The organism is Nocardioides sp. (assembly GCF_031397825.1).
Lineage (GTDB): Bacteria > Actinomycetota > Actinomycetes > Propionibacteriales > Nocardioidaceae > Nocardioides.
Genome location: NZ_JANNML010000092.1, coordinates 1 through 11,467, shown reverse-complemented (window position 1 = coordinate 11,467; position 11,467 = coordinate 1). Strand labels below are relative to the sequence as shown.

Sequence of the window (11,467 nt, the reverse complement as noted above, 5' to 3'; positions counted from 1 at the left end):
CCCGACGTCGCGGCGACCCTGGCCGACCTCCGGTCCCGGGGTCTGGTCCCGTGAGCGCGACCGCCGGCTGGGGCACCGACCACCTGCCCTACGGCGTCTTCTCCGTCGACGGCGACGTCCCTCGGGTCGGCGTGCGCTTCGGCGACCGCGTGCTCGACCTGCACGCCGCGACCGGGCGCGCCCGCTTCGCCGAGCCGTCGATCAACGCCTTCCTGTCGCTGGGCCCGGACGAGTGGGCCCACACGCGCGCCGAGGTCACGGCGCTCGCGCAGAGCGCCGACCCGCCGTCGTACGACGTCGGCGCGGTGCGCCTGCACCTCCCGATCGAGGTCGCGGACTACGTCGACTTCTACAGCTCGCTGCACCACGCCACCAACGTCGGCCGGATCTTCCGGCCCGACGCGGACTCGTTGCCGACCGCCTGGCGGCACCTGCCCATCGGCTACCACGGGCGGGCCGGCACGGTCGTCGTCAGCGGCACGCCGGTGGTGCGGCCCAGCGGCCAGCTCGGCGTCGGGCTGTTCGGGCCGAGCCGTCGCCTCGACCTCGAGGCCGAGCTGGGCTTCGTGGTCGGGGTCGGCTCCGAGCCCGGGAGCACGGTGGCGCACGACGACTTCGCGCGGCACGTCTTCGGCGTGGTGGGCCTCAACGACTGGTCGGCGCGCGACCTCCAGGCCTTCGAGTACGTCCCGCTCGGGCCCTTCCTCGGCAAGTCGTTCGCCACCTCGATCTCGCCCTGGGTGACGCCGCTGGCGGCGCTCGAGGCGGCGTGGACCGACCTGCCGGGCCAGGAGCCCCGCCCGCTCGACCACCTCGCGCCCGACCTCGCCCGCGGCCTCGACATCGACGTGGAGGTGGTGCTGGACGGCGAGGTCGTCAGCCGCCCGCCGTACTCCTCGCAGTACTGGTCGCCGGCGCAGATGCTGGCGCACCTGACCTCCAACGGCGCGTCCCTGCGCACCGGTGACCTCTTCGCGTCGGGCACCATCAGCGGCCCCGAGCCGGGACAGCGCGGCTCACTGCTGGAGCTGTCCTGGGGTGGCACGGAGCCGTTCGCCGGAGGCCGCACGTTCCTCGAGGACGGCGACGAGGTCGTCCTGCGCTACTCCGCCCCCGGCACCGCTGGCGGCCGGATCACCCTCGGCGAGGTCATCGGTCGGATCGAGCCGGCCCGCTGACCTGATCGGCACCCGTTCCACCGGAGGTCGCGTCAGGCTCACGGCGCGTTCACCGGCGCGCGGCAGGGTCGGGAAGTGCGCATCGCCCAGCTCGCCAACTTCATCGGTCCTGCCTCCGGCGGGATGAAGCACGCCGTCGACGCCCTCGGCCGCGGCTACGTGGCTGCCGGGGTCGAGCGGTTGCTGATCATCCCGGGTCCCGTCGACGACGTCACCAGCACCGAGCACGGCGACGTGGTCCAGGTGCGGGCGCCGCGCGTGGGCAGCGGCTACCGCCTGATCGTCGAGCCGTGGCGGGTGATCGACGTGCTGGAGCAGTGGCGCCCGACCTCGGTCGAGCTCAGCGACAAGCTGACCCTGCTCCCCGTCGCCCGCTGGGCGCGCCGACGGGAGGTGGCCAGCGTCCTGATCTCGCACGAGCGCCTCGACGACATGCTCGCGATGCGCACCGGCCTGGACGTGAGCGCCAAGGCCTCGATCAAGCTCCTCAACCGGATCCTGGTCCGCTCCTTCGACGCGGTCGTCGTGACGTCGCGTTATGCCGAGGGCGAGTTCCGCGCCGTCGCCGACGCCGCCGGGTGCCCCGTACGACGGGTGCCTCTCGGCGTCGACCTGTCGACGTTCCGCCCGCACGAGGGCCCCACTCGCGGTGACGTGCTGCGGCTGACCCACGTCGGGCGTCTCTCCCGGGAGAAGTCACCGCACCTGGCGGTGGCCACCGCGGTGGAGCTGCACCGGCGCGGGGTGCCCGTGCGGCTCGACGTCTACGGCGACGGACCGCACCTCGACGAGCTGCGAGTGCTCGCCGGCGACGCGCCGGTCCACTTCCGCGGCTTCGTCGAGGGCCGGGCCGAGCTGAGCAGGGCGATCTCCTCGGCCGACGTCGGGCTGTCGGTGTGCCCGGGCGAGACCTTCGGTCTCGCGGTGCTGGAGGCCCTGGCCAGCGGGACCCCCGTCGTCACCGCCGACCGGGGCGGGGCCCGGGAGCTCGTGGACCGCCACTCCGGTGCCTGGGGCACGCCCGACCCGGGCGCGCTGGCCGACGCTGTCCTGCGCGTGGCCGCCCGCCCGGAGCGTCGACGGCGCGCGGCGGCCCGTCAGCGGGCCGAGCTGTTCCCGTGGTCACGCTCGGTGGAGCGGATGCTCGAGGTGCACGCCGAGCTCACCGACCGGGCGCTGCGGCTTCCTGCCTGAGGCGCCCGACGGGACAGGGACCGGGGCTGGCGAAGCTGGTGGCCAGACCGCGCCCACGATCCGCTCGAGGCGGTCCCGCGCCCGCGAGGTGAGCAGCAGCACGGGCAGCAGCCCGGCCACGAGCATGCTGCCGAGCACGATGGCGAGGTAGGCACCGTGCAGCGACGAGTCCAGCGGCGCCACCAGGCCTGCCACCGTCGCGGTGGCGAGGAGCCCGACGGTGCCCAGCCGCGAGAGGCGCAGCACCGCGAGGAACGGCACGACCCACAGCAGGTACCAGAGGTGGACGACCGGGCCCAGGAGCACCGTCGCACCGACCATCAGGGCCAGCCCGTGCAGCGCCTCGGGGCGCGAGCCCGTGCGACCTCGCAGCGCGACGTGGAGGATCACGCCGACGGTGACCAGCGACCCGACCCCCCGCAACAGGCCCAGGAACGTCGCGGGCCCCAGGTCCAGCCCGACCACCGAGGCGGTCCAGTCGAGCGCCCCACCGAGCAGCGTGGTCACCGACAGCGGGGTGTTGACCGTCCCGGGGACGGCCAGGCCGTGGACCCAGCCGACGCCCAGTCCGGTCACCACGCCGAGTCCGGCCACGGTGCCGAGCGCGAGGGCCGCGGCGCCCACCAGGCGTCGTACGCGTGCGACGAGGGGGGCGCCCACCGGGAGCGACACGAGGACGATCGCGACACAGACCAACCCACCCGGCACCTTGACCGCGGCCGCCAGGCCCCCGACCACGACGCCGAGCCACCAGGTGTGCTCGACGGCCAGGACGAGCGCGGCGGCCATCAGGCCCACCATCAGCAGGTCGTTGTGGAGCCCGCCCACGCCGTGGGCGAGCATCAACGGGGAGGCCAGGACGACGGCCGACGCGAGCGCCGGGTCGACGCCGCGCCACTGCGCCAGCCTCGGGATCGCCCACGCCAGGAGCGCGAGACCGAGCAGGGCGACGACGCGGTGGCCGACGACGAGCACCCAGGGGTTGCCGGTCTCGCCGGCCGCGAGGCCGCCCAGCGCCAGCGGCACCGGGCCGTAGGGCGCGATCGTGTCGAGCCAGCGGGGGTCGACCGCCTCGATGACGGGGCCGCGCAGCACCGACGGCCCGTGCTCGTAGGGCGAGAGCCCGAGGTGGGCGAGCATCCCCTGGGCGGCGTAGGACCAGCCGTCCCGCGAGAACAGGGGCGGCGCGAGCACCAGCGGCGCAGCCCAGACCACGGTGGCATGACGCACCAGCGACAGCGCGTCGTCGCGGTCGTGCCCACGGGCCAGGGCGACGTGGCGGCACAGCGAGAGCCACTGGCCGGCGAGCAGGCCGAGCCCGAGGAGCACGAGGGTCAGCCCGGCCATCCGACCAGCCTCCTCGCCTCGCAGGGCACCGAGGAGATCCCAGTCCATCACCGGCGACGAGCGGGGCAGCGTGGACACCACCAGACCGCCCAGGAGCACCAGGACGGAACCGACGAACCCACGCGACAGCACGGATGCACGGTAAGCAGCCTCGGCGAGGAGCCGGCGGCGCGTTCCTGAACCGCAGACGAACCATCGGCGACGTGACGACTGCCCTACATTTCCCCCATGGGCCTCCTCACTCCGCTCGCCGTGCGCATCGGCGCCCAGTCCTGGATGCCGAAGCTGCTCCCGCAGGTCGTCTGGACCGACAAGACGCTCCAGCGCGCGACCGGGGGGCGGGTGACGATCCTCGACATCGCCGGCCTGCCCAACCTGATGCTCACCGTCGCGGGCCGCAAGAGCGGGATCCCCCGCACCACCCCCCTGCTGTGCGTGCCCCACGCCGGCGGGTGGCTGGTCGCGGGCTCCTACTTCGGGGGGCCGGACATGCCGCTGTGGGTCAACAACCTGCGAGCGGCCACGACCGCGACGATCCGCTACTCCGCCCGTGAGCACGAGGTGACCGCACGCGAGGTCGAGGGCGAGGAGCGGGCGCGCTTGTGGCAGGTCATGCTCGCGACGTGGCCCAACTTCGCGACGTACGAGGAGCGCACCACCCGGCTGATCCCGGTGTTCTACCTCGAACGCACCTGACGCACCTCGCCCCGGCCCTACCCTGACCGGATGCACCTGCAGCTCGGCCAGCACGCGCCGCCGACCCACGTCATCGCCCACCTCAGCGATCCCCACCTCCTGGCCGGCGGTGTGCTGCAGTACGGCGTCGTGGACCCTGAGGCAGGGCTCGTGCAGGCGCTCGAGCGGCTCACCCACGTCGACCCGCCCCCGCAGGTGCTGGTCTTCACCGGCGACCTGGCCGACAAGGCCGAGCCGGCGGCGTACGCCCGGCTGCGCGAGCTCGTGGAGCCGGCGGCTGCGGCCATGGGTGCGCAGGTGGTCTGGGTGATGGGCAACCACGACGAGCGGGCGGAGTACGCCGAGGGGCTGTTCGGCGAGGCCTCCGACGCCCCCCAGGACCGGGTCTACGACGTCGACGGGCTCCGCGTCATCGCCCTGGACACCAGCGTGCCGGGCTACCACCACGGGGAGCTCGAGGACAGCCAGCTCGCCTGGCTTCGCGACCTCCTGGCGACACCGGCCGAGCACGGCACCGTCATTGCGATGCACCACCCGCCGATCCCGTTGCCGATGCTGCGTGCCGCCGAGATCATCGAGCTGGTGGAGCAGGACCGGCTCGCCGAGGTGGTCCGCGGCACCGACGTGCGCTCGATCGTCGGTGGCCACTTCCACTTCTCGACCTACTCGCAGTTCGCCGGCGTCCCGGTGAGCGTGGCCTCGGCCTCCTGCTACACCTCCGACCCGGCACCCGTGGAGCGCTTCGTGTCGGGCGTCGACGGCCACCAGGCCTTCACGATGATGCACGTCTACGCCGACCGGATCGTGCACACGATCGTGCCGCTCGCGCAGGCGCCCGAGATCCAGGGCTACCCCTCGGACGTGGTCGCCCAGGTCGAGGCGCTGAGCCCTGAGGAGCGCCGCGAGATCCTGTCGCGCAAGGACTCGCCGTTCAACATCGACGGCGAGAGCCACGCGCCGCGCGCCTGATCAGCGGGTCCGGAGCCGGCCCCGGACGCACGACGCCCCGGACCTCGAGAGGTCCGGGGCGTCGTCATGACGTCAGGTGATCAGGCGATGATGACGTAGAACGCCTTGCGGTTGGCGTCGGTGGTGACCGAGCCGTCGCTCAGGCGCGGGGAGACGACGAACGACTGGGCGTTCTGGGCGCCGGAGGGAGCACAGTTGGTGCGGCCCGCCGGGGGTGTCGTGGGCGCGCCGGTGTTGCAGCGGCTCACGGCGATCTCACCGGAGAACTCGGCGTTGGCGTCGGCGCCGGCGGTGCGACCAGCCATGCCGCCGCCGTCCTGGTCGATCGTGTTCTGCAGGATGATCGACGCCACGATGGCGTTGTCGCCGAGGTCCTCGCCGGCGTTGATGTAGACGTTGCCGTTGGCGCGCAGGCTGTTGTCGGGCGCCGGGGCGACCGCCGTGTTGGGCAGCACCGGGTAGCCCGCGACGAGCGTGAAGCCGCCCGACTGTGCCTCGATCTGGCCCGCCGCGTTGATCAGCACCCAGCGGCCGGTGCCGTCGGCACCCGCAGGGCCGGCGGGGCCGGCAGGACCCTGGGGGCCCTCGGCGCCCTGGGCCCCCTGGGGCAGCTGACCCTCGCGGAAGTCGCGGGCCAGCAGGCCGCCGTCCTTGATGTCGTTCGTCTTGAGCTGGTTGTCCTTGATGTCCGCCGGCAGGATCGAGCCGTTGCGGATGTCGTCGGAGCCGATGGTCGCCACGGCGTAGGACGTGCCGCTGGCGGCGACGACGAGAGCGGCGATCGAGACGAACATCGAGGGGGAGGGGAGTCGCATGGGAGGAGCCTTCCGGTCGGGAGCGCGCGACCGCCTGTGGTCGCTGTCCATGGTTCGGAGCCGCTCCCCGGAGCGGATTTGACGCAGATCACACCAGATCGAAATGCCTCCGGCCCGGAAATGACGGACGCCCCGGCATCGGATCGCGATGCTGGGGCGTCGGTGGCAGGTGCAGGATTCGAACCTGCGTAGGCATAAGCCGACGGATTTACAGTCCGTTCCCATTGGCCGCTCGGGCAACCTGCCGGGTCCGTCGCGCGCCCGGTGTTTGGTCGAGCGGCAACGAGGCGAAACAATAGCGCAGCGAAACCCGCGAGTGAAAAACGCACAGACCAGGAGCAGGTGATCTCAGATGGGCGACTCGTCCTTCGACATCGTGAGCAAGTACGACCGCCAGGAGGTCGACAACGCGCTCGGCCAGACCGCACGGGAGATCGCGACCCGGTTCGACTTCAAGGGCACCGGCGCGACGATCGAGTGGCAGGGCGACGAGGCGATCGAGATCACCGCCTCGGCCGACGACCGCGCCACGGCCGTCCTCGACGTCTTCCAGGGCAAGCTGATCAAGCGTGACGTCAGCCTGAAGGTGATCGACGCCTCCGAGCCGCGCCAGTCCGGCACGGTCTCCAAGATCGGCATCGCCCTCAAGGAGGGCATCAGCTCCGAGGACGCCAAGAAGATCTCCAAGCTGATCCGCGACGAGGGCCCCAAGGGTGTGAAGGCGCAGATCCAGGGCGACGAGCTCCGGGTCTCCTCCAAGAAGCGCGACGACCTCCAGGCCGTCCAGGCGCTGGTGCGCGGCGAGGACTGGGACTTCGCGGTCCAGTTCACCAACTACCGCTGAGCAACGCCGGCCGGGGCCTGGTTCTCCCCCGGCCGGCCCTCGTCAGACGGCCACCATGGCCGGCACCGTGGCGGCGCCCGAGGCCGCGGTGAGCCACACCTGGGAGCCCTCGACCAGCTCGAGCTGGCGCGCGTGCGTCCTGGTGAGCACGGCGGTCACCTCGCCGCCCCCGGTGGTCACCGTCAGGCGCACCTCGAAGCCGACCCGCAGGACCCGGGTGACCTGACCGGTGATCGCGCCGGCGACTCCGGGGTGGGCCGACACCTCGATGTCGTGGGGGCGCAGGCGCACGGGGCCCAGCTGGGTGACCTCACCGAGGAAGCCCATGACGAAGTCGTTGGCCGGCTCGTCGTAGAGCTGGTCGGGACTGCCGATCTGCTCGACCCGGCCCTCGTTGATCACCACGATCTCGTCGGCGACCTCGAGGGCCTCCTCCTGGTCGTGGGTGACGAAGACCGTCGTCACGTGCACCTCGTCGTGCAGGCGACGCAGCCAGTCACGCAGCTCCTTGCGCACCTTGGCGTCGAGGGCACCGAAGGGCTCATCGAGCAGGAGCACCTTCGGCTCGACGGCGAGCGCACGCGCCAGCGCCATGCGCTGGCGCTGGCCGCCCGAGAGCTGCGAGGGCAGCCGGTGGGAGAACTGCGAGAGGTGCACGAGCTTGAGCAGCTCCTCGACCCGGTGCTCGATCTCGGCCTTGGGTCGCTTGCGGATCTCGAGGCCGAAGGCGACGTTCTTGGCCACGGTCATGTGCTTGAAGACCGCGTAGTGCTGGAAGACGAAGCCGACGTTGCGCTTCTGGGCGGGCAGCCTGGTGGCGTCGGTGCCCTCGATGTCGATCGTCCCGGTGTCGGCGGCGTCGAGACCGGCGATGATCCGCAGGAGCGTCGACTTCCCCCCTCCCGAGGGGCCGAGCAGGGCCGTCAGCTGGCCGGTGGGCAGGGACACGGAGACGTCGTCGAGGGCGACGAAGTCTCCGAACTTCTTGGTGACGTTCTTGACGTCGATGCTCATGGTGGGTTCCTTCGGGGTGCTGAGGGCGAGAGGGTCAGTGGGCGCGCTTGGGGCGCAGGAAGGCGACGACGACCAGCGCGGCGATGGACACCACGATCAGCAGGAAGGACGTGGCGTAGGCCGTCTCCTGCTGGAAGTTCTGGTACTTCGCCTCGACCACGAGCGTCGCGGTCTGGGTCTGCCCGGTGATGTTGCCGGAGACGATCTTGACCGCTCCGAACTCGCCGAGGCTGCGAGCCAGGCTCAGCACCACGCCGTAGACGACCGCCCACTTGATGCTGGGCAGCGTGATCCGCCAGAAGGTCTGACGGGTGCTGGCGCCGAGGCTGCGCGCCGCCTGCTCCTGGTCGTCACCGATCTCGTGAAGGACGGGGACGACCTCACGGATGATCAGCGGCAGGGCCACGAAACAGGTCGCCATGATCATGCCGGGCGAGTCGAAGATGATCTGGAAGCCCCGGCTCTCGGCCGTGGGGCCGATCCAGCCGTCCCGCCCGTTGTAGACGAGGAGCAGCGCCAGGCCGACCACGACCGGGGACACCGACAGCGGCAGGTCGATGAGCGCGGACAGCACCCGTTTGCCGGGGAACTCGAAGCGCACCAGCAGCAGCGAGATGCCGACCCCGAAGACGAGGTTGATGACCACGGCCCAGAAGGCGACCATCAGCGTCAGCTGGAGGGCCCCGACGACCTGCTCGTCGCTGAGCGCGTCGGTCAGGTTGGAGATGCCGTTGCTGAAGGTCTGCTGCACGACCAGGCCCACGGGCCAGGCGACGAGGAAGAACACGTAGCCGACGGCGACCAGCCGCAGCAGCCACGTGGTGGGGGTGGAGACGTCAACCACGGCGGGCCACCCTCCGCTGCACGATGTCGAGCGCGACGATCACGACCAGCGCCACCGCGAGCATGATCGACGCCAGCGCGGCGGCCGACTGGTTGTTGCCGTTCTCGATGAAGGTGAGCACCCGCACCGAGACCACCTCGGTCTGGAACGGTCGGTTGCCGCTGAGCAGCACCAACGAGCCGTACTCCGAGATAGCCCGGGCGAAGGACAGTGCCGCACCCGCGGCGATGGCCGGGGCCAGGCTCGGCAGGATGATCCGACGCACGATCGTGGCCCGGCTGGCACCCAGGGAGGCAGCAGCCTCCTCGACGTCGGCCTCGAGCTCCTCGAGGACCGGCTGCACCGTGCGCACGATGAAGGGCAGCGTCACGAAGGCCAGGGCCAGGGTGACGGCGTTGGGCGTGAAGGCCCAGTGCAGCCCCAGCGGGCTGTTGGGCCCGTAGAGCGAGAGGAGCACCAGCCCGGCGACGATGGTCGGCAGGGCGAAGGGCACGTCGATGATCACGTCGAGCAGCCGCTTGCCCCAGAAGTCGTCGCGCACGAGCACCCAGGCGATGATCGAGCCGATCACGATGTTGACCAGGGTCACGACCAGCGCCTGGGAGACCGTCAGCGTCACCGCGGCCCAGGTCTGGTCGTTGCGCAGGACGTCGATGTAGCCCGACCAACCACCCTGTCCGGCTGCGGCGATGACGGCGGTGAGCGGGATCAGGACCAGCAGGCTGAACCAGATCATGGCCACGCCGAGCCCGAGGCCGGCGCCCCGGGTCAGCGTGTTGCGTGGCGTCGTACGGCGAACGCGCCGCGGCCGGCGTCCCTCGGGGGACGCCGGCCCGGCTTCGACGCTCGCCCCGATCAGGGCGGAGGTCATTCCTCGCCGACCTGACCGGTCGTCTGCTGGAGCTCGGTGATGATGCCCAGCGGGTTGCCCTCTTCACCGTCACCGAAGTAGAGGTCCGCTGCCTCGCCCCACCCGTTGAAGGTGTCGTCGATCGTGAAGAGCGTCTCCGGGGTCGGGAACGGGTCGGCCGGGTCGTTGGCACCCTCGACGTCCTCGATCCCGACGCCGTCGACGACCGGACGGAAGCCCGACTGGGCGTAGTCGGCCTGGGCCTCGGGCGAGGTCATGAACTCGAGGAAGGACTGCGCCGTCTCGTCCGCGTCGACCGTGACGGTGGCCGGGTTCTCGATGAGGAGCGTGTCCGGCGGGACGACGTAGTCGATGTCGGCGCCGCTCTGCTTGGCCAGGATCGCCTCGTTCTCGTAGGAGAGGAGGACGTCGCCGGAGCCGTCGGTGAAGGCGGTGGTCGCCTCACGACCGCTGCCGGGGAGCGCGATGGTGTTGTCGAGCAGGGAGGTGATGAAGGCGCGCGCCTCCTCCTCGCTGCCACCGTTGCCGGTGATGTGCGCCCACGCCGCCAGGATGTTCCACCGCGCCGAGCCGGACGAGCCGGGGTTGGGCGTGATGATCTCGACGCCGGGCTCGACGATGTCGTCCCACGTCGCGATGCCGTCGGGGTTGCCCTTGCGGACCACGAACACCACGACGGAGGACGTGGCGATGCCGTTGGTGGCGTTGTCCTTCCAGTCCTCGGCGACCAGGCCCTCTCCCACGAGGCGCGTCACGTCGGTCTCCAGGCTGTAGTGGACGACATCGGCGTCCGCTCCCGCGACGACCGCACGGCTCTGGTCACCCGAGGCGCCGTACGACGTCTGGAAGGTCACGTCCGCACCGTCGTCGGTGCCCTCGAAGTCGTCGAAGACGGGCTCGTTGGCCGCCTCCATCACGGAGAACGCGTTGACGCTGATCGTCTCACCGGAACCGCTGCTCCCACCCGCAGCAGAGCACCCGGTCAAGGCCAGCACCCCGGTGACGGAAGCAGCCACCGCGGCCTTGATCGTCTTCTTCATCTGATCACTCTTTCGTTCGTGCCGGGCGCGGCCGCCCAACATCGTTGTCCCTAATGTCGATCAAACTAATCATATTTAGTCAGTAAAAGCGAATAGAACCGCCGTGTCGCGCGTCACGGGTCCAGACGGGGAGACGGCCTTTGGTCCGGACGGAGGCGGACTATCGTGGAGGGTCGCGACGGGGCTACCCCCAGAACTGGAACGTGTTCCAGTTCTCGCGATCCCCCGGTTACCATCGCGGGGGCAAGGGAACGTGACGACGAAGGCGGGCAAGGGTGTCCAAGCAGGTCAAGCAGCTCGATCGGGTGATCATCCGGTTCGCGGGCGACTCCGGTGACGGGATGCAGCTCACGGGTGACCGGTTCACCCAGGAGTCAGCGGTGTTCGGCAACGACCTGGTGACCCTGCCCAACTTCCCCGCCGAGATCCGCGCCCCTCAGGGCACGCTCCCGGGTGTCTCCTCGTTCCAGGTCCACTTCGCCGACCACGACATCCTGACCGCGGGCGACGCCCCCGACGTGCTGGTCGCGATGAACCCCGCCGCACTGAAGGCCAACCTGGGTGACCTGCCCAAGGGCGCGCAGATCATCGTGGACACCCACGACTTCACCGCCCGCAACCTGACCAAGGCCGGCTACGACGCCAACCCCCTGGA

Annotated in this window: 12 protein-coding genes and 1 tRNA gene; 6 read left to right on the top strand and 7 right to left on the bottom strand. The window is 71.0% G+C overall.

What is annotated here, in order from left to right; translation table 11 throughout:
* The first annotated feature begins 50 nt into the window (after window positions 1–50).
* A complete protein-coding gene (locus tag RMN98_RS08335; RefSeq protein WP_309648350.1) occupies window positions 51–1,178 on the top strand; it encodes a fumarylacetoacetate hydrolase family protein in 1,128 nt (375 codons plus the stop codon).
* Between the two features lie 123 nt (window positions 1,179–1,301).
* Window positions 1,302–2,372, top strand: a complete 1,071-nt coding sequence (locus tag RMN98_RS08330; RefSeq protein ID WP_309648351.1) for a glycosyltransferase — start codon at window positions 1,302–1,304, stop codon at window positions 2,370–2,372.
* Here the strand turns inward: RMN98_RS08330 and mptB are convergent.
* Window positions 2,301–3,851, bottom strand: coding sequence for a polyprenol phosphomannose-dependent alpha 1,6 mannosyltransferase MptB (mptB, locus tag RMN98_RS08325; protein ID WP_309648349.1), 1,551 nt, complete (start codon window positions 3,849–3,851; stop codon window positions 2,301–2,303). The two genes, RMN98_RS08330 and mptB, sit on opposite strands and share 72 nt — an antisense overlap.
* 96 nt (window positions 3,852–3,947) lie before the next feature.
* Here mptB and RMN98_RS08320 point away from each other — a divergent pair, with 96 nt between their 5' ends.
* Both RMN98_RS08320 and RMN98_RS08315 read left to right on the top strand, forming a co-directional pair.
* A complete protein-coding gene (locus RMN98_RS08320) occupies window positions 3,948–4,415 on the top strand; it encodes a nitroreductase/quinone reductase family protein (protein WP_309648348.1) in 468 nt (155 codons plus the stop codon).
* 30 nt (window positions 4,416–4,445) lie between these two features.
* Window positions 4,446–5,384: a metallophosphoesterase gene (locus RMN98_RS08315; protein ID WP_309648347.1), complete on the top strand. Its 939-nt coding sequence runs from the start codon at window positions 4,446–4,448 to the stop codon at window positions 5,382–5,384.
* An 80-nt stretch (window positions 5,385–5,464) separates the two neighbouring features.
* On the opposite strand, the gene RMN98_RS08310 is transcribed toward RMN98_RS08315, so the two are convergent.
* Together RMN98_RS08310 and RMN98_RS08305 are read right to left on the bottom strand one after the other, a co-directional pair.
* Entirely contained in the window at window positions 5,465–6,199 is a 735-nt protein-coding gene (locus RMN98_RS08310; protein ID WP_309648346.1) for a hypothetical protein, read from the bottom strand.
* A gap of 163 nt (window positions 6,200–6,362) precedes the next feature.
* Window positions 6,363–6,445 (bottom strand) — tRNA-Tyr (locus RMN98_RS08305).
* Window positions 6,446–6,551: 106 nt separating this feature from the next.
* On the opposite strand from RMN98_RS08305, the gene RMN98_RS08300 reads away from it, so the two are divergent.
* On the top strand, window positions 6,552–7,043 hold the full coding sequence (locus tag RMN98_RS08300; protein ID WP_309648345.1) for a YajQ family cyclic di-GMP-binding protein: 492 nt from the start codon (window positions 6,552–6,554) through the stop codon (window positions 7,041–7,043).
* Between the two features lie 42 nt (window positions 7,044–7,085).
* Here RMN98_RS08300 and RMN98_RS08295 read toward each other — a convergent pair whose 3' ends face one another.
* The 4 genes from RMN98_RS08295 to RMN98_RS08280 are packed head-to-tail and all read right to left on the bottom strand — an operon-like array spanning window position 7,086 to window position 10,812.
* The gene (locus tag RMN98_RS08295; protein WP_309648344.1) at window positions 7,086–8,057 is read right to left on the bottom strand and encodes a TOBE-like domain-containing protein; all 972 of its coding nucleotides are present in this window, start codon (window positions 8,055–8,057) and stop codon (window positions 7,086–7,088) included.
* A gap of 34 nt (window positions 8,058–8,091) precedes the next feature.
* A complete protein-coding gene (locus tag RMN98_RS08290) occupies window positions 8,092–8,901 on the bottom strand; it encodes a sulfate ABC transporter permease subunit (protein ID WP_309648343.1) in 810 nt (269 codons plus the stop codon).
* The gene (cysT, locus tag RMN98_RS08285; protein ID WP_309648342.1) at window positions 8,894–9,772 is read right to left on the bottom strand and encodes a sulfate ABC transporter permease subunit CysT; all 879 of its coding nucleotides are present in this window, start codon (window positions 9,770–9,772) and stop codon (window positions 8,894–8,896) included. Before cysT ends, RMN98_RS08290 begins: the two co-directional genes overlap by 8 nt.
* Window positions 9,769–10,812, bottom strand: a complete 1,044-nt coding sequence (locus RMN98_RS08280) for a sulfate ABC transporter substrate-binding protein (protein ID WP_309648341.1) — start codon at window positions 10,810–10,812, stop codon at window positions 9,769–9,771. The genes cysT and RMN98_RS08280 overlap by 4 nt, the downstream gene beginning before the upstream one ends.
* A gap of 275 nt (window positions 10,813–11,087) precedes the next feature.
* Between RMN98_RS08280 and RMN98_RS08275 the strand changes: the two genes are divergently transcribed.
* Window positions 11,088–11,467: 2-oxoacid:acceptor oxidoreductase family protein (locus RMN98_RS08275; protein ID WP_309648340.1), on the top strand; the 380-nt coding region annotated here is incomplete at its 3' end.

What these genes read in the sequence shown, in the direction of transcription:
- RMN98_RS08330 (WP_309648351.1), top strand. Translation starts at nt 1,302, where the DNA reads ATGAAGCACGCCGTCGACGCCCTCGGCCGCGGCTACGTGGCTGCCGGG.
- RMN98_RS08320 (WP_309648348.1), top strand. Translation starts at nt 3,948, where the DNA reads ATGGGCCTCCTCACTCCGCTCGCCGTGCGCATCGGCGCCCAGTCCTGG.
- RMN98_RS08315 (WP_309648347.1), top strand. Translation starts at nt 4,446, where the DNA reads ATGCACCTGCAGCTCGGCCAGCACGCGCCGCCGACCCACGTCATCGCC.
- RMN98_RS08310 (WP_309648346.1), bottom strand. Translation starts at nt 6,199, where the DNA reads ATGCGACTCCCCTCCCCCTCGATGTTCGTCTCGATCGCCGCTCTCGTC.
- RMN98_RS08300 (WP_309648345.1), top strand. Translation starts at nt 6,552, where the DNA reads ATGGGCGACTCGTCCTTCGACATCGTGAGCAAGTACGACCGCCAGGAG.
- RMN98_RS08295 (WP_309648344.1), bottom strand. Translation starts at nt 8,057, where the DNA reads ATGAGCATCGACGTCAAGAACGTCACCAAGAAGTTCGGAGACTTCGTC.
- cysT (WP_309648342.1), bottom strand. Translation starts at nt 9,772, where the DNA reads ATGACCTCCGCCCTGATCGGGGCGAGCGTCGAAGCCGGGCCGGCGTCC.
- RMN98_RS08280 (WP_309648341.1), bottom strand. Translation starts at nt 10,812, where the DNA reads ATGAAGAAGACGATCAAGGCCGCGGTGGCTGCTTCCGTCACCGGGGTG.